This is a genomic window from Uliginosibacterium sp. 31-12, assembly GCF_030548425.1.
In the GTDB taxonomy this organism is placed as follows: Bacteria; Pseudomonadota; Gammaproteobacteria; order Burkholderiales; family Rhodocyclaceae; genus Uliginosibacterium; species Uliginosibacterium aquaticum.
The window spans coordinates 192,002-214,798 of record NZ_JAUOOA010000006.1; the positions used below are offsets into that span (position 1 = coordinate 192,002).

The 22,797-nt window shown below is 62.2% G+C and carries 23 protein-coding genes; 9 read left to right on the plus strand and 14 right to left on the minus strand.

What is annotated here, in order from left to right:
* The first annotated feature begins 8 nt into the window (after positions 1–8).
* Together Q3Y64_RS13015 and Q3Y64_RS13020 are read left to right on the plus strand one after the other, a co-directional pair.
* Positions 9–908, plus strand: coding sequence for an aldose 1-epimerase (locus Q3Y64_RS13015; RefSeq protein WP_101940821.1), 900 nt, complete (start codon positions 9–11; stop codon positions 906–908).
* The gene (locus Q3Y64_RS13020) at positions 905–1,138 is read left to right on the plus strand and encodes an RNA-binding S4 domain-containing protein (RefSeq protein WP_101940820.1); all 234 of its coding nucleotides are present in this window, start codon (positions 905–907) and stop codon (positions 1,136–1,138) included. The genes Q3Y64_RS13015 and Q3Y64_RS13020 overlap by 4 nt, the downstream gene beginning before the upstream one ends.
* Here Q3Y64_RS13020 and Q3Y64_RS13025 read toward each other — a convergent pair.
* Positions 1,125–2,702, minus strand: coding sequence for a hypothetical protein (locus tag Q3Y64_RS13025; RefSeq protein ID WP_303562446.1), 1,578 nt, complete (start codon positions 2,700–2,702; stop codon positions 1,125–1,127). The two genes, Q3Y64_RS13020 and Q3Y64_RS13025, sit on opposite strands and share 14 nt — an antisense overlap.
* A 169-nt stretch (positions 2,703–2,871) precedes the next feature.
* On the opposite strand from Q3Y64_RS13025, the gene Q3Y64_RS13030 reads away from it, so the two are divergent.
* Positions 2,872–3,102 carry a hypothetical protein gene (locus tag Q3Y64_RS13030; protein ID WP_143707331.1) on the plus strand — a complete coding sequence of 77 codons (231 nt, stop codon included), beginning with the start codon at positions 2,872–2,874 and terminating at the stop codon, positions 3,100–3,102.
* Between the two features lie 83 nt (positions 3,103–3,185).
* Here Q3Y64_RS13030 and Q3Y64_RS13035 read toward each other — a convergent pair whose 3' ends face one another.
* The 7 genes from Q3Y64_RS13035 to Q3Y64_RS13065 form a co-directional block, all read right to left on the minus strand.
* Positions 3,186–4,640 carry an MFS transporter gene (locus tag Q3Y64_RS13035; protein WP_101940817.1) on the minus strand — a complete coding sequence of 485 codons (1,455 nt, stop codon included), beginning with the start codon at positions 4,638–4,640 and terminating at the stop codon, positions 3,186–3,188.
* A 188-nt stretch (positions 4,641–4,828) separates the two neighbouring features.
* On the minus strand, positions 4,829–6,115 hold the full coding sequence (locus Q3Y64_RS13040) for a sulfate adenylyltransferase subunit 1 (protein ID WP_303562449.1): 1,287 nt from the start codon (positions 6,113–6,115) through the stop codon (positions 4,829–4,831).
* 1 nt (position 6,116) lies between these two features.
* Entirely contained in the window at positions 6,117–7,052 is a 936-nt protein-coding gene (gene cysD / locus Q3Y64_RS13045) for a sulfate adenylyltransferase subunit CysD (RefSeq protein WP_303562451.1), read from the minus strand.
* A gap of 36 nt (positions 7,053–7,088) precedes the next feature.
* Positions 7,089–7,856 (minus strand): phosphoadenylyl-sulfate reductase, encoded by a 768-nt coding sequence (locus tag Q3Y64_RS13050; RefSeq protein WP_303562453.1) that lies wholly within the window; start codon positions 7,854–7,856, stop codon positions 7,089–7,091.
* Position 7,857: 1 nt separating this feature from the next.
* Positions 7,858–8,472 (minus strand): DUF934 domain-containing protein, encoded by a 615-nt coding sequence (locus Q3Y64_RS13055; protein WP_303562455.1) that lies wholly within the window; start codon positions 8,470–8,472, stop codon positions 7,858–7,860.
* 3 nt (positions 8,473–8,475) lie between these two features.
* A complete protein-coding gene (locus Q3Y64_RS13060) occupies positions 8,476–10,158 on the minus strand; it encodes a nitrite/sulfite reductase (RefSeq protein WP_303562456.1) in 1,683 nt (560 codons plus the stop codon).
* An 18-nt stretch (positions 10,159–10,176) separates the two neighbouring features.
* On the minus strand, positions 10,177–10,959 hold the full coding sequence (locus Q3Y64_RS13065) for a sulfite exporter TauE/SafE family protein (RefSeq protein ID WP_303562458.1): 783 nt from the start codon (positions 10,957–10,959) through the stop codon (positions 10,177–10,179).
* 156 nt (positions 10,960–11,115) lie between these two features.
* Between Q3Y64_RS13065 and Q3Y64_RS13070 the strand changes: the two genes are divergently transcribed.
* Complete coding sequence (locus Q3Y64_RS13070; RefSeq protein ID WP_101940810.1) at positions 11,116–12,060, plus strand: CysB family HTH-type transcriptional regulator; 945 nt, start codon at positions 11,116–11,118, stop codon at positions 12,058–12,060.
* Here Q3Y64_RS13070 and Q3Y64_RS13075 read toward each other — a convergent pair.
* From Q3Y64_RS13075 to Q3Y64_RS13095, 5 genes are read right to left on the minus strand one after another with little or no spacing between them, the layout of a single operon-like run.
* Positions 12,026–12,562 carry a Gx transporter family protein gene (locus Q3Y64_RS13075; RefSeq protein ID WP_101940809.1) on the minus strand — a complete coding sequence of 179 codons (537 nt, stop codon included), beginning with the start codon at positions 12,560–12,562 and terminating at the stop codon, positions 12,026–12,028. The two genes, Q3Y64_RS13070 and Q3Y64_RS13075, sit on opposite strands and share 35 nt — an antisense overlap.
* A 1-nt stretch (position 12,563) precedes the next feature.
* Positions 12,564–12,947: a NusG domain II-containing protein gene (locus Q3Y64_RS13080; protein ID WP_101940808.1), complete on the minus strand. Its 384-nt coding sequence runs from the start codon at positions 12,945–12,947 to the stop codon at positions 12,564–12,566.
* A gap of 3 nt (positions 12,948–12,950) precedes the next feature.
* Positions 12,951–13,808, minus strand: coding sequence for an RNase adapter RapZ (rapZ, locus tag Q3Y64_RS13085; RefSeq protein ID WP_101940807.1), 858 nt, complete (start codon positions 13,806–13,808; stop codon positions 12,951–12,953).
* Between the two features lie 42 nt (positions 13,809–13,850).
* Positions 13,851–14,054, minus strand: a complete 204-nt coding sequence (locus Q3Y64_RS13090) for a DUF1289 domain-containing protein (protein WP_101940806.1) — start codon at positions 14,052–14,054, stop codon at positions 13,851–13,853.
* A gap of 2 nt (positions 14,055–14,056) precedes the next feature.
* Positions 14,057–14,734 carry an SDR family oxidoreductase gene (locus tag Q3Y64_RS13095; RefSeq protein ID WP_303562463.1) on the minus strand — a complete coding sequence of 226 codons (678 nt, stop codon included), beginning with the start codon at positions 14,732–14,734 and terminating at the stop codon, positions 14,057–14,059.
* A 149-nt stretch (positions 14,735–14,883) separates the two neighbouring features.
* Between Q3Y64_RS13095 and Q3Y64_RS13100 the strand changes: the two genes are divergently transcribed.
* Together Q3Y64_RS13100 and Q3Y64_RS13105 are read left to right on the plus strand one after the other, a co-directional pair.
* Positions 14,884–15,906, plus strand: a complete 1,023-nt coding sequence (locus Q3Y64_RS13100) for an MBL fold metallo-hydrolase (protein WP_303562465.1) — start codon at positions 14,884–14,886, stop codon at positions 15,904–15,906.
* A gap of 30 nt (positions 15,907–15,936) precedes the next feature.
* Positions 15,937–17,757 (plus strand): alpha/beta hydrolase, encoded by a 1,821-nt coding sequence (locus Q3Y64_RS13105; protein ID WP_303562467.1) that lies wholly within the window; start codon positions 15,937–15,939, stop codon positions 17,755–17,757.
* A gap of 73 nt (positions 17,758–17,830) precedes the next feature.
* On the opposite strand, the gene Q3Y64_RS13110 is transcribed toward Q3Y64_RS13105, so the two are convergent.
* Positions 17,831–18,766, minus strand: a complete 936-nt coding sequence (locus tag Q3Y64_RS13110; protein WP_216821628.1) for a ZIP family metal transporter — start codon at positions 18,764–18,766, stop codon at positions 17,831–17,833.
* 212 nt (positions 18,767–18,978) lie between these two features.
* On the opposite strand from Q3Y64_RS13110, the gene Q3Y64_RS13115 reads away from it, so the two are divergent.
* From Q3Y64_RS13115 to Q3Y64_RS13125, 3 genes are all read left to right on the plus strand, one after another.
* Positions 18,979–20,844, plus strand: coding sequence for a rhamnogalacturonan acetylesterase (locus Q3Y64_RS13115; RefSeq protein ID WP_303562471.1), 1,866 nt, complete (start codon positions 18,979–18,981; stop codon positions 20,842–20,844).
* A gap of 175 nt (positions 20,845–21,019) precedes the next feature.
* On the plus strand, positions 21,020–21,277 hold the full coding sequence (locus Q3Y64_RS13120) for a TIGR02647 family protein (RefSeq protein WP_101940800.1): 258 nt from the start codon (positions 21,020–21,022) through the stop codon (positions 21,275–21,277).
* A gap of 153 nt (positions 21,278–21,430) precedes the next feature.
* Positions 21,431–22,744, plus strand: coding sequence for a hypothetical protein (locus tag Q3Y64_RS13125; RefSeq protein ID WP_303562474.1), 1,314 nt, complete (start codon positions 21,431–21,433; stop codon positions 22,742–22,744).
* Positions 22,745–22,797: the final 53 nt, after the last annotated feature.

A 22,797-nucleotide genomic window follows, 5' to 3' on the forward strand; every position in this document is an offset into this window, starting at 1 on the left:
GTCTTACCATGCCCGGCTCGCTGATCACCCTCGAAAACGACCACCAACGCCTTGGCCTCTTGCCCTCACTCGGCGGCAGCGCCGCCTTCTGGGATGTACGACGGGATGAGCGGAATTCGCCCTGGTGCCCGATCTGGCGCCCTTATGCCCCCTCCGGCTCACGCCGCATCATTGCCAATTTCCCGCTCGTCCCGTGGTCCAACCGCCTTCCTGGCGGCGGCTTCGAGCTCAACGGCCGCTTCTATCCAGTGCACAACCCGCTGCCCGAGAACCCCATGCCCTCCCACGGCACCGGCTGGCGCCAGCGCTGGCTGGTGACCCGCATCTCGGCCAGTGAGATAGAGATGAGCATGGAGACCCGCCAGGCCGAGGATGCACCGTTTCACTACCAGGCCCGCCAGCGTTACCAGCTCGATGCTGCGCAGATGCGCATGCGCCTGGAAGTTACTCACCTGGGCGAGGAGCCCTTGCCCTATGGCCTCGGCTTTCATCCCTACATCCTGCGCGCACCGGGCCTGCGCCTGCGCTTCGGTGCCGCCGGTTACTGGCCAGCCAGTGACGGCCTGCCGCATGAGCACGCCGAGGCCTTGCCAGCGGAGTGGAACTTCAATCAGCTGCGCGAAATCGGCTCCGGCCTGATCGACCACAACTTCCACGGCTGCGACGGGCGCATGACAATGGAACGACCGGACATCGATCTGCGCCTGGACTGGCAGACCACCCAGCCAGCCGGGCTGGACACCGCCATCCTGTATCGCCCGACCCACGACGAGTGGTTCTGCTACGAGCCGGTTACCCACATCACCGCCGCCCACGGCCGGGCCGGCATGCCGGGCTTGCGTTTGCTTGGCCAAGGCGAGAGCATGGCGCTCGAAGTCGTCCAGACCCTCTCCAGGATCCAGCCATGAACGTGCAGCATTTCGAACTCGACCGCGAGTTCATCACCCTCGACAACCTGCTCAAATTCCTCGCCATCGCCTCTTCGGGCGGCGCTGCCAAAGTCATGGTGGCCGAAGGGCTGGTGAAGGTGAATGGCGAGATCGAGCAACGCAAGACGCGCAAGCTGCGCGCTGGCGACGTGGTGCGCGTGCACGGCGGTGAAGAGATTCACATCACTGGCGGAGTCAGCCCGCAATAGCGCCCTTCAGGCGTACATCGAGGGCCTCGCCCACGGCCCCGGCCGACTCGCCGAAGCTGCCGGAAAATGTCTCTGCGGGATCGCCGCCGGCCTTGCTGGCGCGCACCCATTTACCAAGCGTGGCGGCGCCCTTGTCCGCCACCAGCTGATCAACCGCTGCCGCCGCGTAGTGTACGACGACACTCGCGCCATATTTCCCCTGCGCCTTGCGATAGCTTTCCGCCGTCTGCAATTCGCCCAGACTCGGCAGGCCCTTGCCGGCCAGGCGCAGGTTGTCGCTACGCAGCCTGTGGCTCTCGGCCAGGCTGCGCAAGGCCAGCGCATCGAGTGCCGCACTGGCGATGTAATCACGCAAGCCGTTGCCCAGCCAATGCAGCTGCCCCTTATTGCTGCCCACGACCTGCAGATAACGCCCAGTCACCGTGGAGGCGGTGATCGCCGCGAGGCGCTCGGGCGTGTCGAGACGGCCCAGATCGAAGAACACCACACTGTCCTGCCACAGCGAACTGGAGCCGCGTGCCAGCTTGTCCGCTTCCTCCTGGCTACGCCCCAGCTCGCGCGCAATCGCCGCGCTCATGGCAGCCCGATCCGGCAGCAGGAAGACTCTCAGGGTGATCGGCAGCGCGCTGCCCAGCCGCTCGCGCAGCAAGCCTTGCGCCTGCCCGAAAGCTGCTTCGACGAGCGCTTGTGAGGCTTCCGGAATATCTCCCTCGGCAACCATCTCGAGCGCCTTGCCTCCCTTCATCGCCTGTTGATACCACCCCTCGAAACCGGCATAGAACTCCCGTTGGGCAAGGCCGAAGTGCTCGCGAAAGCAGGTGCTCTCGAGCGAAAAACTGTCCATGCATTGCATGTAGGCAACCAGTGCCGGGAAGATGCCCTCCCCCTTCTTTTCAGCCAGCGCCATCATCATCAGATCGGCCATCTCGTAGGGCAGGCGCTTCTGGTCCATCAGACGAGTCCAGGCATCAAAGCTCAGCCCATCCATCTCGCCGGGAGCCACCGGATCGCTCGCCCCGCGCAGGCGGTTGACGCGATCGAGGCGCCACTTCTCCAGGCTCTGACTACCCAGGCGCTTGGCCACCAGCGCCCCCATCCAGTCCGCCATGCCTTCCTTGATCCAGCGATTGGCGCGCTCCATGCCGCCGAACTGCCCGACGAGCTGGCCCTGCAACATGTGAGTCAGCTCATGCGCCATGGTGAAACGTGCATTGGCCAACCCGGCCGGATTGGTCAGCTTCAGGAAGACGGTGTTCTTGCCCGGTGTCGCCAGCCCGCTGGTGAGCCGCCCTACCTGCTCAGCCTTGTCCGCCGAATAACCGCGCTCCACGCGCAGGGACTCGATGTAGCAGGCCTCGCTGGGGCACAGATTCACGAAGGTCGGCTTGTCCAGCGTCACCCCGAAATGCTCGGCGGCAATCCCGTTGAAAGCATCGATGCTGCGCTGCACTTCGGCCGCCAGCTTGGCATCCGTACCGGCCGCAACATGAAGGATGATGCCCGCCTGCGCAGGCAGCCACACCACCAGGCTCAACAAGGCGACCAGCAACTCCAGGGCAGGCATCGCAGCACTCCTCCACGCAAACATGGCACGCATCCTAGCCGAAGCGGTGGCGGCGAGGTTTGCACGAACGCGTCGGAAGCCAGCCGAATGCGGTTGTGCTGCGCGGGCACAACCCTTAGAGTGAGATGGGTACTCCTGCGCGGCAAACGAAACCCAAACTGGGGGAAATATGAGACAAACCGCACCTTGGCCCGACTTCGACGGCAACCCGATCATGGAGGGCGACCGCATGGTGCATCCCTCCGGCGAATGCGGCATCGTCGTGCTGCGCAGTGATGCGCCAGACGACAGCGCTCGCTGGCGTGTCGATTACAGCGGTGGCATCTCGCGCAGCCTGTCAGCCGAAGTCAGTCGCGACGGTCGTTGCGTCGTGATCGACGAGACCGGCAAGACCTTCTGAGCGGCGGGCCGCAAACGACCAAGCCATGAAAAACGGGCCTCCCGCGTGAGCGAGAGGCCCGCTTGCAGCGTGTCGGCCGCCGCTCAGGCGACGATCGGCCGGTACTTGGGCACCAGCAGCTTCATGACGCCCCAGCCGATCAGGTAGGCCACCGCACACACCGAAAAGATCACGAAATAACCCGCCCTGATCCCTTCGAAGCCCAGCAGCTTCCATTGGTTCGTAGCTGCAAAATCAAACAGCACGCCCGAGCCCTTGTTGATCAGGTAGGAACCCACGCCACCAGCCATGCCACCTATGCCCGTCACCGTGGCAATCGCCGTGCGCGGGAACATGTCGCCAACGGTCGAGAAGATGTTCGCGGACCAGGCCTGGTGCGCTGCACCAGCAATCCCGATGATGATCACCGGGAACCAGTAGGAGTAATGCCCCAGCGGCTGGGCCAGGAGCGCCAGCAGGGGGAAGAAGGCGAAGATCAGCATCGCCCGCATGCGCCCGGCGTAAGGATCCATGCCTTTTTTCGTCACGAAATAGGACGGCAGCCAGCCCCCGATGATGGACAGCAAGGTGATCGCGTAGAGCACGAATAGCAGCAGTTGTGCCATCAGCGAATCCGAGCTCAGGCCGTACACATCGCTGAGGTAGGCCGGCGTCCAGAACAGGTAGAACCACCACACGCCATCGGTCATGAATTTGCCGAAGATGAAGGCCCAGGTTTGCTTGTACTGGAAGCACTCGGCAAACGAGATCTTGCGTTCGATGCGCTCAACATTGTTATTGGCGAGGGTTTCAGCGGTCTTGTCCTGACTGATGTACGCCAGCTCGGCGGCATTCACCCGTGGATGCTGATGCGGCTTCTTGTACATGAACACCCAGAACCCCATCCACACGAAGCCCAGGGCACCGATCAGCACGAAAGACATTTCCCAGCCGTAGTGGCGGGCAATCACCGGAATGGTGACCGGTGCCAGCAGTGCTCCGACGGTCGCGCCGGCGTTGAAAATGCTGGTGGCAAAGGCCCGGTCCTTCTTGGGGAAGAATTCGGCCGTAGCCTTGATGGCCGCCGGAAAGTTACCCGCCTCGCCCAGCGCCAGCACGAAACGCGCAAAGACGAACAGACTGGTACTGACGGTAACGATCAGCCCGGCATCCCCCACCGCAGCGATGGCTTCCTTGGCCCCTTCAAAACCGACCAGCCACTCGCCCGCCACCACACCTGAAGTCGCAATGCCACAGAAGGCATGCAACACCGCCCCCAACGACCAGATTCCGATCGCCCACAGAAAGCCCTTCTTGGTATCCATCCAGTCAACAAAGCGGCCAGCAAACAACATGCTGAACGCGTAGAAGATGGAGAACAGCGCCGTGATGTTGCCGTAGTCGCTATTGGTCCAGTGAAACTCTGGTGCAATGAAATCTTTCCAGGTCAGCGACAGTACCTGTCGGTCCAGGTAATTGACCGTGGTCGCAAAGAACAGCAAGGAGCAGATAGCCCAGCGGTATTGCGACATTTTTCCATCGGGATGTTTTCCTGCCATGTTCATGCTCCTGCTGCAACGGTAACCAGATCCGGGAAGTGCATTCAAAACCTAGGGAAAACCCTAGTTTCGGAGCGAAGTATGGCTCAGAGGACATGTCCGGAACTCGCGCGTGCTCAAATCCGGCGCAAAAAAACAGGCCTGCACCTTGCGGTGGAGGCCTGTTTTCCTGGCAGGAGCTGACTGGATCAGAGGATCATGCCGGCGCCAACGGTATTGTTGTTGCTCTCATCGATCACGATGAAAGCCCCGGTGCCACGATTCACGCTATAGGCATCGGAGAACAAGGGCTGAGCCAGCTTGAAGCCAACCTTGGCGATATCGTTCATGGCAAGCTGCGTGGCTTCCACATGCGCCTGCGAGTTCACATCCACCTTGAAAGCCACGCCGGTGAGCTTGGCCTTGGTGGTGCGCGTGGTGTGGCGGATCAGGTACGTGCGGGCCGGCGACAGCGGGGTCTCGGAGAGCCAGCACAACATAGCTTCGATTTCCTTCTTCTGCTCCGGCACTTCACCGCTCTTGACCAGCATGTCGCCACGCGAGATGTCGATTTCATCTTCGAGCAGGATGGTGACGGACTGTTCGGTCTGGCCTTCAACGATATCCACGCCGCCGATCTGCACCGCCTTCACGCGGCTCTCGCGGCCATTCGGCAGGGCGGTGAGCAGGTCGCCGACCTTCACCGAGCCGGACTCGATGCGGCCCTGGAAGCCACGGTAGTCGTGCAACTCGGGGTTGGCGGAATCCTGCGGGCGGCATACGAACTGCACCGGGAAGCGGAAGGCTTCGGCGTGACCCTGATGCGCGCTCGGCGCAGCTTCGAGCAACTCCAGCAAGGTCGGGCCCTGATACCAGCTCATGGTTTCCGAGCGATCAACAAGGTTGTCGCCGTTCAGTGCCGACATCGGGATGAACTGGATGTCGCGGCCGTCGTTGAAGAGGCCCATCTTGGCGATGAAGGCTTTGTAGTCGGCGACGATGGCGTCGAACTTGGCCTGATCGTGATCGATCAGATCCATCTTGTTCACCGCCACCACAACGTGGGGGATGTTCACCAGATGGGCCAGATAACTATGCCGACGGGTTTGCGTCAGCACGCCCTTGCGCGCGTCGATCAGGATGATGGCCAGATCGGCGGTGGAGGCAGCGGTCACCATGTTGCGGGTGTACTGCTCGTGGCCCGGTGCATCGGCAATGATGTACTTGCGCGTACCGGTGGAGAAGTAGCGGTAGGCCACGTCGATGGTGATGCCCTGCTCGCGCTCGGCCTGCAGGCCGTCGGTGAGCAGCGACAGATCGACCGCTTCCATGCCGCGCTTGGCGGAGGTCTTCTCGATGGCGTTGAGCGTGTCGGCGAGGATGGTCTTGGTGTCGTAGAGCAGGCGCCCGATCAGGGTGCTCTTGCCGTCATCCACGCTGCCGCAGGTCATGAAACGCAGCAGGCCGTTGTCTTGAATGTTTTCGTGTGCAGACATCTTAGAAATACCCTTCTTTCTTCCGCTGCTCCATGGAGGCTTCGGAAGTCTGATCGTCGAGGCGCGTCGCGCCGCGTTCAGTAATCGTGGTGGTGGCGGTTTCGATCACGATCTTCTCGACCGTGTCAGCGTCCGACAGCACCGGTGCGGTGCAGGGGATATCGCCCACGGTGCGGAAACGCACGGTCTGGTTGATCACCTCTTCGCCAGCCTTCGGCACGTTGAGGATCTCGCCATTGGCCAGTTGCACGTTCACCGGCATCATCGCGCCGCCGCGCATCACCACATCGCGCTTATGCGAGAAGTAGATCGAGGGCAGTTCGAGTTTCTCGCGCTCGATGTATTGCCACACGTCCATCTCGGTCCAGTTGCTGATCGGGAAGGCGCGGATGTTTTCGCCACGGTGCACGCGGGCGTTGTACAGACTCCACAGCTCCGGGCGCTGGTTCTTCGGATCCCAGGACCCGAACTCATCGCGGAAGCTCATCACGCGCTCTTTGGCGCGGGCCTTCTCTTCATCGCGGCGGGCGCCACCGATACAGGCATCGAACTCGAATTCGGCGATGGCTTCGAGCAGGGTCACGGCCTGATGCTTGTTGCGCGATTCGTCCGCGCTCTTGAGCACCACGGTGCCGCGCTTCATCGAATCTTCGACCGAGCGCACGATCAGGCGCTCGCCCAGCTCGGCCGCGCGCTTATCGCGAAAGTCGACCACTTCCTTGTAGTTATGGCCGGTATCGATGTGCATCAGCGGGAAAGGAAACTTGCCGGGGCGGAAAGCCTTTTCAGCCACCCGCAGCATGCAGATGGAATCCTTGCCGCCGGAGAACAGCAGCACCGGGCGTTCGCACTGACCAGCCACCTCACGCATGATGTGGATGGCCTCGGCTTCGAGCCAGTCGAGGTGAGAGAGGGTTTGTTTGCTCAGAGTCGTCATGGTTGGATCTTCAGCGTAGCCGCAGGGCCATTGAAATCATTTCTTGTGGAGGCCGCATTCCTTGTTGGCGGGGTCCTCCCACCACCAGCGGCCGGCACGTACATCCTCGCCCACGGCAATCGCGCGGGTGCAGGGCGCGCAGCCAATGCTGGGATAGAACTGGTCGTGCAGGGCGTTGTAAGGCAGGCCATGAATCCGGATATAGGCCCACACCTCCTGCTCGCTCCAGTCGGAGAGCGGATTGTACTTCTCCAGCCCGTTGGCATCATCGAACTGGCGCACCGGCAACTCGGTGCGCGTGGCACTTTGCGCGGCGCGCATGCCGGTCACCCAGGCTTTTTTGCCGGCCAGCGCGCGCTTGAGCGGCTCCACCTTGCGGATCGCACAGCACGCTTTGCGCAGCTCCACTGATTCGTAAAAGGCGTTGATGCCCTGGCTGCGCACATAGGTCTCGACCGCCGTCGCATCCGGGAAGTACACCTTCAGGCGGGTGGCGTAGCGCTTCTCGACCTCGCCCATCAGCGTATAGGTCTCGGCCGGCAGGCGGCCGGTATCGAGCGAAAAGATCTCGATCGGCAGCTTCTCGGCCAGGATCAGGTCAGTCAGCACCATGTCCTCGGCGCCAAAGCTGTTCGCGAAGGTCACCTGACCCAACTGAGCACCATGCTCTTCAGCAATCGCGTGCAGCAGTTCGAGCGCATTGGCGCGCTTCACCGCGATGTTGGCGCGCACGACCTCGTCGATAACCGGATTCGTGGCCGGATTGGCTGCACGCGGCTTGAGGAAGGAAACGGTTTCCGCCATATCAGCCCCGGGCGTAGCGGCGCCACACGGGCTGCTCGATCACGGTCGCACCCTGATAGGGCTCGGAGAAATCCTTCAGGGAAGCCAGTGCATCTTCGGCCGAACGATCAGCGCGAATGTCATAGGCATCATAGCCACAGCGCTTGAGGAAGAAGAGCTGATCGCGCAGCACATCGCCAAAGGCGCGCAGTTCATTCTTGAAGCCGAAGCGCGATCGCAGCAGAGCGCCGGTGGAATAGGCGCGGCCATCAGCGAAACGCTCGATGAACACGGCAATCACCGGGAACACGTTCAGATCCGCCTGATTTTCAGCCAGGGTCTCGACCAGTTCATGGGTTTCCAGCCACACGCCGATTTCGCCGACGGCCACCCGCGCGGCGAACTCGGCCTTGCGCGCCAGCCACACGGACAGCGGCAGCAATACCTTGCCCGCAGGTACTTCGGTGCCGGCAATCTGCTCGGCGGTGGCGCTTTCGGCGCCAGTGAGCTTGAACAGCACGACCTTGCCGGCCTGCTTCTTCACTTCGGTTTCCACGATGGGCAGACGCACGATCTGCCAGGCGTCGTCGGTCACGATGCTGGTCACACCAGCTTGCAATTTGATCAGATTGCTCATGGCTCAGGCCTCCACTTTCTGCTTGCCCGGCTGGCGGTCGGCATACACCCGCTCCTTGAAGGGCGTGTGCCCGAGGCGGCGCACGGTGTCGATGAAACGCTCATCCACGCTGCGGTTTTCGAGATACACCTCGATCAGGCGCTTGACCACGCCGGCGACCTCATCGGCCGCAAAAGACGGGCCAATCACGGCGCCAAGGCTGGCGTCGTTGCCCTGCTTGCCGCCGATGGAAACCTGATACCACTCGGAATCGCCTTTATCCACGCCCAGCACGCCGATATGGCCGACGTGGTGATGGCCGCAGGAGTTCATGCAACCGGAAATGTTGAGTTCCAGCTCGCCGATGTCGTGCTGATAATCCAGATCGTCAAAGAGCTGCTGGATCGAGGCGGCAATCGGAATGCTCTTGGCATTGGCGAGATCGCAGAAATCACCGCCTGGGCAGCAGATGATGTCGGTGATCAGGCCGATGTTGGGTGTCGCCAGACCTGCGGCCCTGGCCTCCTGCCACAGCGCATACAGATCACCGAGCTTGACGTCAGAGAGCACGATGTTCTGCTCGTGCGTGGTGCGCAGCTCGCCATAGCTGTACTTGTCAGCGAGGTCTGCTACCACTTCGAGTTGCTTATCGCTGATATCGCCCGGAGCAATGCCGGTGGGTTTGAGCGAAAGGGTCACGGCACGATAACCCGACTGCTTGTGGGCATGCACGTTGCGCTGGAGCCAGTTGGCAAAAGCCTTCTCGGCAGCAGCCCTGGCTTCGATGGCGGCATCGCCGTCGGCCAGTTTTGCGTAGGCCGGGGCGGTGAAGAACTTCGCCACGCGATCGAATTCAGCCTGGGTGATGGTGTTCGGGCCATCCTTGTGGTGCGCCCACTCAGCCTCCACCTGACGCTTGAACTCTTCAATACCCAAGGCTTTCACCAGGATCTTGATGCGTGCCTTGTAGATGTTGTCACGGCGACCGTGGCGGTTATAGACCCGGATGATGGCATCCGCATAGGTCAGCAGATGCTGCCAGGGCAGTGCGGCCTCGATGACTTCGCCAAGAATCGGGGTGCGGCCCAGACCGCCCCCCACCCACACCTTGATCAGCAATTCGCCCGCGCCATCACGATAAAACTCCAGACCGATGTCATGCATCTGCACCACGGCGCGGTCATTGCTGGAGCCACTCACGGCGAACTTGAACTTGCGCGGCAGCAGTGCGAATTCCGGATGGAAAGTGCTCCACTGCCGAATGATTTCGGCCAGCGGGCGCGGATCCACCACTTCATCCGGCGCGATGCCGGCGAACTGATCGGTGGTCACGTTGCGGATGCAGTTGCCGGAGGTCTGGATAGCGTGCATCTCCACCGTAGCCAGTTCGGCAAGAATATCTGGCACATTCTTCAGCTCAGGCCAGTTGTACTGGAAATTCTGACGCGTGGAGACGTGGGCGTAGCCCTTGTCCCAGGTGCGAGCAATGTGCGCGAGCTTGCGGATCTGCGTCGAATTGAGCAGACCATACGGCACCGCCACACGCAGCATCGGGGCATAACGCTGGATATAGAGGCCGTTCTGCAGGCGCAGCGGCTTGAATTCGTCTTCTGACAGCTCGCCAGCGAGGTAGCGGCGGGTCTGGTCGCGGAATTGCGCCACGCGCTCATCCACGATCCGCTGGTCATATTCGTCGTACTTGTACATTCGAGTCTCTCTGATGAATCAATGTGCCGCAATCAGCTTGGAGCCGATCAGCACCAGCATGCAGGCCAGGATGGGGCGCAATACTTTTTCGGGAACCTTGGCGGAAATCTGGCTGCCCACCCAGATACCGGGGAGGGAGCCGAGCAGCAGGCTGCCCAGCAAGAACCAGTCGACGCTGCCCAGCAGCCAGTGACCAATCCCGGCCACAAGGGTCAGGGGTACGGCATGGGCGATATCCGAGCCCACGATGCGATGCGCGGGGAGTGAAGGATACAGGAAGAAGAGTGCCGTTACGCCCAGAGCCCCTGCTCCCACCGAGGAGATCGAGACCAGGACACCCAGCACCGCACCAGTCAGCACGGTGAGCCAGAAAGTACGGCGTGGGTTAGGCTGGGCCGGTGCGTGGCGCTGGGCAAAAGCCTGCAGCTTCTTGCGAAAGATCAACGCACCTGCCGTCAGTACCAGCGCAATGCCCAGGAACAAAGAGATCAGCTTGCTGGCGCCGCCGATGCCGCCCGGAAAGAACCGATGGACCAGCAGCAGGGTCAGCGCCGCCCCCGGAATCGAGCCGTAGGCCAGCGCCCGGGTAATAGCCCAGTCTACGGTGCCTTTGAGGCTGTGGGCCACCGTGCCGCCGGCCTTGGTCACGGCCGCGTAGAGCAGATCGGTACCGACAGCAACAGAGGGCGACACGCCAAAGAGCAGGACCAGTAGCGGCGTCATCAGGGAACCGCCGCCAACACCGGTCAATCCGACAATGGCTCCTACCGCAAAACCGGCGAGGGGATACATCAAGTCCATGAAATGCTTTCTTGTGTGCTCAGGGGCTGGCAATGCGCAAGCCTGTCCTTGTGAAAGCGGATCTTAGAGGCTGAGATATCTCAAACACCCGGGTTCTTTTCTGGATGCTTAGAACTTTTGGTGATATAGATCCTTAAAATTCTTGGGAACGCCGCCATGAACCTCCAGCAACTGCGCTACGTCCTCGAAGTCGCCCGTCACAATCTGTCGGTCTCTGAAGCGGCCGAGGCACTGTTCACCTCGCAGCCTGGCGTCTCCAAGCAGATCCGCCTGCTCGAAGACGAACTGGGTATCGAGATCTTCGTGCGCCACGGCAAACGCCTCACCGCCATCACCGAGCCGGGCCTGCAGGTGATGGCCGTGGCCGAACGCCTGCTACGTGAGGCCGACAACCTGCGCCAGGTCGGACAGGACTTCCGCAACGAAGACGCCGGGCGCCTGGTGATCGCCACCACCCACACCCAGGCCCGCTACGCCCTGCCTCGTGTCGTAGCCGATTTCATGCGCCGCTATCCGAAGGTGCAACTGCATATCCACCAGGGCAACCCACGCCAGATCTGCGAGCAGGTGCTCGCAGGCGAGGCGGATATCGCCATTGCCACGGAAGCCGCCAGCGATCTGCCGGATCTGGTGTTGCTACCCTGCAAACAATGGAACCGCAGCGTGATCGCACGCAAGGGGCACCCGATCCTGAAGGAAAGCCCACTCACCCTGGAAGCCGCCAGCCGCTTCCCGATCATCACCTACGATTCGGCCTTTGCCGGGCGCGGCCTGATCAACAAAGCCTTCCTGGCCCGTGCGCTGAAGCCCAACATCATCCTCACCGCCATCGATTCGGATGTGATCAAGACCTATGTGAACATGGACCTGGGCATCGGCATCATCGCCAGCATGGCCTTCGATCCGCTGGTAGATCGCGAACTGGCGGCCATGGATGCCTCTCACCTGTTCGAATCCTCCACTACCCGCATCGGCCTGCCGAAGAATGCCTGGCTGCGCGGCTACGCCTATGCCTTCATCGAGATGTTCGCGCCACAGTTGCAGCGCAACGTGGTGGATGCCGCGCTCAGAGGCGGTTCGGCGGCAGATCCGGGTTTGTAGGCTCGACCAGCAGGCGTGCCGTGATCAGGCCATTGATCGCGCCGAATACCGTGGCAGTGGCCGAAAACACCGGCCACAAGCCCCACAAGCCCTCATGCGGCACCAGCCAGACGCGCGCCAACAGCATCTGCCCGGCAATATGCGCAAACGCCGCGACCAGCGACAGACTCACCGCACCGAACCAGCGCCGTGGCAGCCACTGCGCCAGCCCCAACGCTGCCAGGCTCAACAGGCTGCCGGCCAGACTCAGGAAGAAGCCAGGCGCGAACAACTGACCCAGCAGCAGGCTTGCTGCAAACACCCTCAGCAGCGCTACCCAGGCCGCCTCGCGCCAGCCGTGCCGCATCAGCACCAACAGCACCACGATGTTCGCCAGGCCCGGCTTCACTCCTGGCAAGGGCGTGGGAATGGCCGCCTCCGCCACGCTCAGGGCGATGGCCGCAGCCGCGTAGCGCGCCACGCGATAGTCGGAAGCATCGGGTTGGAAGGTGATCTGTGCCATTTCAGTAACTCAGGGAATCGTAGGACTCGCTACGCCCCTGCAGTTGCAGGCTGACTTCGTTCGGCGCACAGATGGCCGCCGCCCCGGAACGCGTCAGCCAGCCCTGCTTGACGCAATACTGGCGTGGTCCCGGATCCGAAACCACGCGCGCCCGGCCTGGCTGTACCTCGATCAAGGTCTTGCCCAGCGGCCCCATGACTTCAATGCCCCCGGGCCGATCCAACGGCAGGCTGGCTACGGTCTTGCCCCCGGCCCGTACCACTGCGAGGCTCGGGCGATCCGGCCCCCACAGCTGCAGTGCGGCCAGCACGGTAGCCGCTACGGCGACCAGCACGGTCAGGTAATCACCGGGGCGCAGCAAGGCCAGCCAGGCACGGACAGCCATCCCTCAGGTCTTCTTCAGACCAGCATCCAGCGAGCGATGGCGCACGATCACGCGCGCCTGCTGGGCAAACTCACGCGCTAGCCACTCCGCCAGATACACCGAACGATGCTGACCGCCAGTGCAGCCGATCGCCACGGTGAAATAGCTGCGGCCGTCATGGCAGAAGCTGGGCAGCCAGTCAGCGATGAACTTGCGAATGTCCTGCGCCATGCGACGCGCGTCATCCGAAGCTTCGAGGAAGGCAATCACCGGCTGATCCAGCCCGGTCAGCGGACGCAGGGCTGGATCGTAGTAAGGATTGGGCAGACAGCGCACATCGAAGACGAAGTCCGCATCCACTGGCAGGCCATGCTTGAAGCCGAAGGACTGGAACAACAGAGTCGGCCCGACCGTTGGAGCAGACTCGATCAGCTCGCGAATCCAGGCCCGCAGCACGTTCGGATGCAGGGCGCTGGTATCGATGCGTTGGCCAAGTTCGGCCACATGCGCCAGCAGTTCGCGTTCGCGATCGATGGCTTCCTTCAGCGTGGTCTGGTCTTCAGCCAGCGGGTGACGCCGGCGCGATTCGGAGTAACGCGCGATCAGGGCTTCATCACGCGCGTCAAGAAAAATGAAGCGCAGGTCGGGGACCATTCCACGCACATGGGCAATCACCTCGGGCAAGGCTTCGATGGAAGCACCTGCGCGCACATCCACCGCGACGCCGACACGTTGATAACCCTCGGCCTGCAATTGCGCGATAAGTTGCGGCAACAGGGTGGCGGGCAGGTTATCGACGCAGTAATAACCGGTGTCTTCGAGCAGCTTGAGGGCGATACTCTTGCCGGAGCCCGAAAGGCCGCTGATCAGGGTGAGTTGCATGCGGGGACCTGCTGGATGAGTCTGCGCAGAGGATAGCGAATTTCAGCGCCGCAAGGCTTGATGTATGGTCTGGTACGCGACTCGGCGTTCAGCGCAGCGCGCCAGGATCTGCTCCCGCTCGGCCGCATCGGCAGCATGCCAGCCAGTGATTTCATCCAGCGTGCGGAAGCAGCCGACGCAGGTATCGGTGCGGCCATCCAGGCAGCACTCGCGCACACAGGGTGAGGCCGGCAACTCAGCAGCCATGTTTACCAGCTCAAATTGCGGCCGGTGTAATCAAGGAAGCAGCCGTTATCGTCCGCACCGGCATCGGCAATCACCTGGCGCAAACCTTCCACCGATTCGCTCACACCGACCAGCGCATTCGGCCCGCCCATCTCGGTACGTACCCAGCCCGGATGCAGCGCGATCACCGTTGCGCCCTGCGGCCCGTACTCGTTGGCCGCCGCCTTGACCACCATGTTCGAGGCCGCCTTGGAGCAGCGGTACGCCAGTGCGTCCGCCCCGCTGGTCTCGTAGATCGACCCCATTTTCGACGACAGCACCGCAATCACACCCTTGGCCTGTGCCACGCAGGGAGCCAGCACCTGAATCAGGCGCATCGGCCCGAGCACGTTGGTATGCATCACTTCATCGAAAGCCGCGTCGCCGGGCGCGGCAAAACTGCCGGTGTCCGGGCCGAACACGCCGGCATTGCAGATCAACAGATCCAGTGGCTCATCGTCCAGATGCCAGCCCAGCGCGGCGACCGATTCCGGGTCCGTCACGTCCAGCGCCTGCACATCCACATCCGCCGGCAGCCAGCCACGCGCCTGCTCGGGCGAGCGGCAACAGGCGATCACCCGCCAGCCCTCGGCCGCGTACTGCACGGCAAACTCCAGGCCGATGCCACGGCTGGCACCGGCAATCAGCACGGTCTTGCTCATTTCGCAGGTTCCTGTCAGCTAGAGGCATGTGCCCCTGTCATGTTCCGCCTCATTATGGGCGCTCATGTGCGGGAAGGGTAGACTCGGGCGCCCGACGTCTTGCCGCCACAGTTTGTGCGGCGCACAATCCAGCACAAGAGCCCGCCACCATGAGCCGCCTCATCGAATATCCATTCACCCTCGCCCCGGAAGCGCCGGCCCTGCTTGAAGTGGCAGCAGGTGTGCGCTGGCTGCGCATGGCCCTGCCATGGAGCCTCAATCACATCAATCTGTGGCTGCTCGACGACGGGGAAGGCGTGGCGCTGGTCGATACCGGCCTGGGCGATCCGCCCTCGCGCGGCTTATGGACAGCGGTGCTGGAACAACTCGGTCGCCCCCTCACGAAGATCGTCGCCACCCACTACCATCCGGATCACCTAGGCAACGCCGAATGGCTCTCGGCCGCGACCGGAGCGCCGATCTGGATTTCGATGGCGGAATACCTGCTGGCCCATGCCCTGCACGCCCAGACCAGCGGCTTCGACATGGCCAGTCAGCACGCCCACTTCCAGCGCCACGGCCTGGACGCAGACCGGCTCGCGAAGATGAACGCGCGCGGCAACATCTACCGGCGTGGCGTGCCCACCCTGCCCAGTCGCTACCGCCGCCTGATCGACGGCGATGTGCTTGAAATCGGTGGCCGCGGCTGGCACGCCATTGCCGGCTACGGCCATTCGCCCGAGCACATCGCGCTGCACTGCGCCGAAGCCGGTCTGCTGATCTCAGGCGACATGCTGCTGCCGCGTATCTCCACCAACATCAGCGTCCCGGCCGCGATGCCCGAGGAAGACTCGGTCGGTCGCTTCCTCAGCTCGCTCGAACGCTTCCGCCCGCTGCCTGCCGACACGCTGGTGCTCCCTGCTCATGGCCTGCCCTTCCGGGGCATACCTGCCCGAGTGGACCAGCTCGTCGCACACCACGCCGAACGCGATGCCACTATGCTCGCAGCGATGCGGGAATGCCGCAGTGCAGCAGAGTTATTGCCGGTGCTTTTCCCGCGCGAACTCGATCCCCACCAACTCATGTTTGCCCTGGGCGAAGCCATCGCCCACCTGAACCATCTGTGCCAGCAAGGCCGCGCCCAGCGCATTGAAGAAGCAGAGGGCCTGATCCGTTATCAGGCTCTGGATTGAAACCCCCGCTTGCTCTTTCAGGAGTTCACCATGGCAGCCCCCCAGACCGAAACGCCCAAAGCCGAACTGCCGGACCCGCAGGAAGTTGCTCGAACCTACGCTGAAGTGGCTCAACGCGCCTCCAAGCTGCTCACCGAGCACATGCAGCGCGAGAGCAAGCGCGGCATCCAGCCGCCCTCGGATGAGCTGGGCGTGGCGCAGGCCTTCCTAGACATGATGAACAAGCTGCTGGCCGACCCCTACCGCCTGGCCACGGCGCAGATGAATCTGGTGTGGGATTACTTCTCGCTGTGGCAACACTCCATGCAGCGCCTGTGGGGTCTCTCGCCAACGCCGGTGGCGGCGCCCGACAAATCCGACAAGCGTTTCAAGCATGAAGACTGGCAGGACCATTTCCTGTTCGACTTCATCAAGCAAAGCTACCTGATCACTGCCCGCCACATTCACGACACCGTATCCAGCGTCGACGGGCTGGACGAAGAGAGCCAGCAGAAGGTGAACTTCTACACGCGCCAGTACATCGACGCACTGGCCCCCTCCAACTTCGCCTTCACCAACCCGGAAGTCTTTCAGGAAACCATGCGCTCGCATGGCCAGAATCTCATCAAGGGCTTCAACAACCTCTTGCGTGATGTAGAAGAAGGGGACGGCAAACTGCGCATCCGCATGACCGACACCAGCGCTTTCGAACTCGGCAAAAACGTCGCCACCACGCCGGGCAAAGTCGTGTTCCAGAACGACATGATGCAGCTCTTGCAGTACACCCCCAGCACCACCAAGGTGAATACCCGCCCGCTGCTGATCGTGCCGCCCTGGATCAACAAGTACTACGTGCTCGACCTGCGCGACAAGAACTCCTTCATCAAGTGGGCCGTGGATCAGGGCAATACCGTGTTCGTGATCAGCTGGGTAAATCCGGATGCCCGCCATGCTGAAAAGAGTTTCGACAGCTATCTCTCCGAAGGCGTGCTGGCCGCCCTCGACGCCGTGCTCGAGCAGACTGGCGTAAAAGAAGTGAATGCCGCCGGCTACTGCCTGGGCGGCACCCTGCTGGCCAGCACCCTGGCCTACATGGCCGCCAAGAAAGACAAGCGCATCGCCTCGGCGACCTTCTTCACCACCTTGCTGGACTTCTCCCAGCCGGGCGAGCTGGGCGTATTCATCGACGAGCCGCAGGTGCAAGGCCTCGAAAAGAAAATGGCCGCGCGCGGCTATCTCGAAGGCAGCGAAATGGCTACCACCTTCAACATGCTGCGTGCCAATGACCTGATCTGGTCCTTCGTGGTGAACAACTACCTGATGGGCAAGGACCCCTTCCCCTTCGACCTGCTCTACTGGAACTCGGATTCCACACGCCTGCCGGCCAAGATGCACAGCTTCTACCTGCGCAAGATGTATCTCGAGAATGCCCTCAGCGAGCCGGGTGGCATCGAGCTGTGTGGCGTGAAGATCGATCTCTCCAAAATCAACGTGCCCTGCTACTTCATCTCCACCATCGAAGACCACATCGCGCCCTGGAAGAGCACCTATCTCGGTGCGCTGCGCCTGGGCAAGACACCGCGCTTCGTGCTCGGTGGCTCCGGCCATATTGCCGGCATCGTCAACCCGCCAGTTGCCAACAAGTACGGCTTCTGGGTGCGTGAAGACGGCAAGCTGCCGGACAACAGCGAGGACTGGCTAAAGGATGCCAGCCACCAGGCCGGCTCGTGGTGGACCGACTGGCAGGCCTGGGCACAGGCACAGGATCCGGGCCAGGTTGCCGCCCGTGATCCCGCCACGGGCAAACTACCGGTGCTCGAAGATGCACCGGGTAGCTATGTGAAAGCGCGCCTGGACAAGGCACCGCGCTAAACGACGACCCCATGTGCAAAGGGGCGCATGCCACAAGGCTGCGCCCCCTTTCTTTGGTTTCGCCAGCCCGGCCTCAGCCCAGAGCAGTATCCAACACCATCATAAGAACAAAACCCGCCATCAGGCCCAGTGTGGCCGGCGTCTGATGGCCATTGCGGTGGGTTTCCGGAATTACTTCGTGTGACACCACGAAGATCATCGCCCCGGCCGCCAGTCCCAGGCCCACGGGATAAGCCAAGGCAAAGCCCCCGGCCAGACCGAGCCCCAGCACGGCTCCCAGCGGCTCCATCAGACCGGACAGCATGGCCAGCAGCACGGCACGAAGATTGCCGACCCCCGCAGCCCTGAGCGCCATCACCACCGCCAGCCCTTCCGGAATATCCTGAATCGCAATCGCCGTCGCCAGCGGCAAGCCGACCGATACATCGCCACGTGCGAAGCCCACGCCCATTGCCATGCCTTCGGGCAGGTTGTGCAACGTGATCGCCAGCACGAAGAGCCACACCCGGTTCAAGCGTTCCGCGCCCGGCCCGCAATCACCGCAGCTCTCATGCGTGTGCGGCGTGAACTGGTCCAAACCCAGCATCAGCAAAACCCCAAGCCCCAGCCCCCCCGCGACCACCAACGCCCCTAATACGCCACTCCCGGTAAGCGTTTCGGCGGCAGCGATGCCCGGCAGGATCAAGGAGAAGGAGCTCGCGGCCAGCATCATCCCGGCAGCAAAACCGAGCATGCAGTCTTCCGCTTTCTGCCCCACATTACGCAGCACCAGGCCACTCGCAGCCCCCAGTGCGGTCGTGGCAAACCCCGCCAGACCGGCCAGCATGCCCTGCCGCACCCCGGGCGCCGCCACACCGGCAAACAGGCTGACAACACTCTGCACCAGCAACAGCAAGACCAGCCCCCCCGCCAGCAACAAACCCGCCGCGGTAAAAGGGTGTTTGCGCGCGTGATCCAGCCAGCTGGCACGAAAAGAGGAATTGGCAAGGGCGGTGGCGGCGGTATTCATGGCAGGCATCGAGCAAGCGGGAGAGCGTCGATTGTCGCGCCAAATGCAACTAGCCGGTGCTATTAACACGATTGCCAGCCAGCAACTGCCCACTAAGTCGCACGACTCAAAAAAACCGCAATCCCGATCAAGAAAAATCAGAATCACGTCTCTAGTGTGACCGGTAACCGGCGACTTTTCAGTCGCACGGTATCAATAATACGGAGACAAAAATGAAGAAATTCCCAGCCTTGGCAGCTTCCTTGCTGCTCAGCCTGACGCTCACTGCCTGCGGCGGTGGCGGCAGTTCAGGCGACACCGCTACCAGCAGCACAGCCAGCTCAACCAGATCCTCCGCTGCAGCCTCGAGTGGCAGCTCTCTCGCCGCCAGCTCAGCGGCGACCAGCTCCAGTTCGCTTGGCGACTCCAGCAGTTCGGCCACCTCCAGCACAGCCTCAAGCAGCGCTACGACCGGCGGCGTAACCATCCACATGCTGGGTGACTCGACGATGACGATCTATACCGAAGATCGTCGGCCGCAGATGGGCTGGGGCGAAAAGCTGCCCATGTTCTTCAATAGCAGCGTGACCGTAAAGAACTGGGCTCTGGGCGGGCGCAGCTCGCGCAGCTTCTATAACGAAGCAACCCGTTGGCCGGCAATCCTGCCCGTCATCAATGCCGGCGATTACGTAATCATCCAGTTCGCTCACAACGACCAGAAATACGGTTCGGACTACGCCGTCTATGGCACTTACGCCTTCTGCAGCGACGGCAGCGGCGACGGTGAAGCCTGCACGGGTGCAGTTGACGCACTGGATAGCAGCGCTCAGAAGAACGAGCACTCCTATTACCAGTACCTCAAGCAATATGTGTCTGAAATCAAGGCCAAGGGGGCCTACCCCATCCTGATGTCGCCCATCGTGCGCAAGTATTTCAGCGGTAGCTCAATCACGGCCGAAGGCCAGCACAATGTCGCCATCAAGGGCACCGAAACCTATGTCCGCGGTGACTACCCCGCAGCCATGAAAGCCGTGGCCACCAAGTACGGCGTGCCCTTTGTCGACCTGACCGCAGAAACCAAGAGCATCGTAGAGAGCTATGGTGATACCGCTGCAACCGCCAACCTCTACATCGCCGCCGACAGCACGCACCCGCAGGTTCTCTTCGCCACGCTGATCGCCAAAAAAGCTGTCGAAGGCATGAAGAGCCTGAACATCCTGAAGCCTTACATGGTGGATGTCAGCTCGCTGGTGGCCAGCCCCAGCTCACTCGCCTGGAGCACCCGCTACGTTAATGTGGCGTCGACCAAGTCGATCACGCTCTCGGCTTTTGATCTGGCACCTGCCGCCGGAACCGTCACCGCCACATCGCCCTCCAGCGCCTTCGAGCTTTCACTCGACCAGACGACCTGGAGTAACGCGGTCACGGTGAACTACACCAACGCCGCCTTTACCAAGACGCTCTATGTGCGCTTTACGCCGACCGCGGTGCAGGACTACAGCGGCAATATCAGCTTCTCCCAGGCAGGGAGTTCGCTCGGAACCGTGGCGGTAAGCGGCAGCGGTGTAGCCGCAGGTGCGGGCGTTGACTCCTACGCCACCTGGTTTACGGCGGGGACCTCAGTGACAGCCGTGACAGATGGCCTGGTGACCGCTTCCGATGTGCTGGCCAGCGACCTGACCGCCACAACCTCGAAAGTCATCGCGGTAGATGGACAGGACACAACGGTTGCCCGCTACTCGGTGAACACCTGGGCAAGTCGGGACGAAGGCAAGTATCTGGAGTTCGCGGTCACCCCCAGCGGGGCCTTCAGCGTCTCGGCGATTTCGGCCTATCTCACCACCAGCGGTGGCTCCACCGTTGTTGCCGACATGGACTATTCCACCGACAAGGTGAGCTGGACCAAGCTCAACTCGACAACCCTGGCGTTCAGCAAGGACACCATGACAAAGCTTGAGTACAGCACCACGATTCAGGTCGCCGCAACTGGCACGCTCTACCTGCGCATTTACCCCTGGAACACCTCTGGCTCTGCCACCACCACCGGTAAATCGCTCGGCTTGTACGGCGTGAAAATCTTCGGCAAAGTTTCCCAGTAAATACAACACCGACCAGCAGGCCGGGCCTTGGTGCCCGGCCTTTTTCATGCTGGGCCATTGCGGTTTTCCCGAGCGGGTGCAAACCGCCTGAGCTAACTCAAGCAGGGCTTGTCCGAACTGCCCATGAGCCCCATCGAAAGCCTAAGATGCGCATACATCACCCGAGGAGAGGCTCATGCCCGTCACCCCCGAATTGCTCGATGAACTCAACACCCTGCTGCGCTTTGATCTCGATACCAATCAGCAAGGCATCAAGATTCACCATGATGCACCTGCAGCCATCGCCGCCTCCGCCCAGCGCCTGCATGACAAGGGCCTGATCACCCAGATCGATGGCGGCTATCTGACTCCGCTCGGCCGTCATGCCGCCGAACACGCCCAGACCCTGATCTCCATTCTCACCACCTCGCCCGGGCTCGGCAACACGCCCTGAGCACCGTTGCCCGGGTCCGGCCATGCCGGACTGCGGGTAAGTTCCGCTCCTTACGTCGGCCGTGCACTTCCACCGCGCCGGCCCGCAGCGCCCGCGCACGCGCCCGCTTGCAACAATCCTCCCTGACAAGAAGATGGCATCAGGGAGAAAAACATGCTCAGAAATTTGCTTACGCTCACGCTGTCGCTGGGCCTGCTCGCCGCATGCGGCGGCGGCGGTGGCAGCAACGCAGGTCAGGCAGCCGGGAGTTCCACCACCAGTTCGGGGCAGAGCAGCGCAGCCGCGAGCAGCGCCGCCAGTGCCAGCTCGATGGCAGCCTCTGTTGCCAGCAGCAAAACCTCCAGCACGGCCACCCAAAGCAGTGCAGGCTCCTCGGCTGCAGCAAGTTCGCTTGCTGCCTGCAGCGGCAGTTTTATGGGTCACAGCAAGCTGCTAATCGGCGCACAGATGGAAGACGCTACCGCGACGGCGGCCCCCTTCGATGTACGCTACCGCTATCTGGCCGGCGGCATCCGCGATGCAGGCTCATGCACCGCCAGTTGCGACGGCAGTTGTGGCAGTTGGTGGGGGTGCTGGCAAGACACCAGCAAGGCACCTGGCCAGTACATTCTGAGCCATATCCAGACTACCGGCAGCGCGACCTGGCAAGGCAAGGCCCGTGCGCAGATTCCGGCCATCACTTATTACGAACTCCTGCATGGCGCGAAGACCAGCGAAGGCGCTGCGGAAGTGGCTGCCATCAACGACGCGGCCTTCCTTACCCGCTACCTCGACGACTGGCGCTTCCTGTTGCAGACGATCGGTGGCAACCAGGCCCTGCTGCATATCGAGCCGGATTTCTGGGGTTTCGTCCGCCAGAGCAATGCTAGTCCGCAACTGGTGCCGGCCAAGGTCAGCAGCGCCAATCCGACCGATTGCGGCTCACAGGCCAACACCGCCACCGGTCTGGCCAAATGCATGATCGCCATGGTGCGCAAGTACGCCCCGAACGCCAAGGTCGGCCTGCACGCCTCACCCTGGCTCAGTGGTACAAGTGGCGACGGCATCGCCACCGGCAACTTCATGGTGGCGCTCGGCGCAGCTGATGGCGATTTCGTCGTCACCGATCCATCGGATCGCGACGCGGGCTACTACGACAGCATTGGCCAGAACCGCTGGTGGACCGACACCAGCGCAGCCGCCTATCTGGCCTGGAGCAAAGCCGTCTCCGATACCGTGGGCAAACCCAGCGTCATGTGGCAGATCCCGCTGGGGAATGCGGCACAAACCAATACGACCAACCACTGGAAGGACAATCGTGTTGACTACCTGTTCAGCCACCTGACCGAGGTCCGCAACGCCAAGGTCGTCGCCCTGCTCTTCGGTGCCGGCGACAGCAACCAGACCACGCCGGAAAGCGACGGCGGCAACCTGATCAGCCAGACCACCAGCTATTGGCAAGCGGGTGGCACGCCGCTGTGCCAGTAAGCACGCGCTGAAAACAAAACGCCCGGACAAGTCCGGGCGTTTTTCATTCGACA

Coding starts and splice junctions, on each gene's coding strand:
- Q3Y64_RS13015 (WP_101940821.1), top strand. CDS start 9: ATGCCCGGCTCGCTGATCACCCTCGAAAACGACCACCAACGCCTTGGC.
- Q3Y64_RS13095 (WP_303562463.1), bottom strand. CDS start 14,734: ATGAGCAAGACCGTGCTGATTGCCGGTGCCAGCCGTGGCATCGGCCTG.
- Q3Y64_RS13040 (WP_303562449.1), bottom strand. CDS start 6,115: ATGTCTGCACACGAAAACATTCAAGACAACGGCCTGCTGCGTTTCATG.
- Q3Y64_RS13090 (WP_101940806.1), bottom strand. CDS start 14,054: ATGGCTGCTGAGTTGCCGGCCTCACCCTGTGTGCGCGAGTGCTGCCTG.
- Q3Y64_RS13115 (WP_303562471.1), top strand. CDS start 18,979: ATGAAGAAATTCCCAGCCTTGGCAGCTTCCTTGCTGCTCAGCCTGACG.
- cysD (WP_303562451.1), bottom strand. CDS start 7,052: ATGACGACTCTGAGCAAACAAACCCTCTCTCACCTCGACTGGCTCGAA.
- Q3Y64_RS13110 (WP_216821628.1), bottom strand. CDS start 18,766: ATGAATACCGCCGCCACCGCCCTTGCCAATTCCTCTTTTCGTGCCAGC.
- Q3Y64_RS13055 (WP_303562455.1), bottom strand. CDS start 8,472: ATGAGCAATCTGATCAAATTGCAAGCTGGTGTGACCAGCATCGTGACC.
- Q3Y64_RS13120 (WP_101940800.1), top strand. CDS start 21,020: ATGCCCGTCACCCCCGAATTGCTCGATGAACTCAACACCCTGCTGCGC.
- Q3Y64_RS13030 (WP_143707331.1), top strand. CDS start 2,872: ATGAGACAAACCGCACCTTGGCCCGACTTCGACGGCAACCCGATCATG.
- rapZ (WP_101940807.1), bottom strand. CDS start 13,808: ATGCAACTCACCCTGATCAGCGGCCTTTCGGGCTCCGGCAAGAGTATC.
- Q3Y64_RS13025 (WP_303562446.1), bottom strand. CDS start 2,702: ATGCCTGCCCTGGAGTTGCTGGTCGCCTTGTTGAGCCTGGTGGTGTGG.
- Q3Y64_RS13075 (WP_101940809.1), bottom strand. CDS start 12,562: ATGGCACAGATCACCTTCCAACCCGATGCTTCCGACTATCGCGTGGCG.
- Q3Y64_RS13065 (WP_303562458.1), bottom strand. CDS start 10,959: ATGGACTTGATGTATCCCCTCGCCGGTTTTGCGGTAGGAGCCATTGTC.
- Q3Y64_RS13100 (WP_303562465.1), top strand. CDS start 14,884: ATGAGCCGCCTCATCGAATATCCATTCACCCTCGCCCCGGAAGCGCCG.
- Q3Y64_RS13105 (WP_303562467.1), top strand. CDS start 15,937: ATGGCAGCCCCCCAGACCGAAACGCCCAAAGCCGAACTGCCGGACCCG.
- Q3Y64_RS13125 (WP_303562474.1), top strand. CDS start 21,431: ATGCTCAGAAATTTGCTTACGCTCACGCTGTCGCTGGGCCTGCTCGCC.
- Q3Y64_RS13080 (WP_101940808.1), bottom strand. CDS start 12,947: ATGGCTGTCCGTGCCTGGCTGGCCTTGCTGCGCCCCGGTGATTACCTG.
- Q3Y64_RS13060 (WP_303562456.1), bottom strand. CDS start 10,158: ATGTACAAGTACGACGAATATGACCAGCGGATCGTGGATGAGCGCGTG.
- Q3Y64_RS13070 (WP_101940810.1), top strand. CDS start 11,116: ATGAACCTCCAGCAACTGCGCTACGTCCTCGAAGTCGCCCGTCACAAT.
- Q3Y64_RS13035 (WP_101940817.1), bottom strand. CDS start 4,640: ATGGCAGGAAAACATCCCGATGGAAAAATGTCGCAATACCGCTGGGCT.
- Q3Y64_RS13050 (WP_303562453.1), bottom strand. CDS start 7,856: ATGGCGGAAACCGTTTCCTTCCTCAAGCCGCGTGCAGCCAATCCGGCC.
- Q3Y64_RS13020 (WP_101940820.1), top strand. CDS start 905: ATGAACGTGCAGCATTTCGAACTCGACCGCGAGTTCATCACCCTCGAC.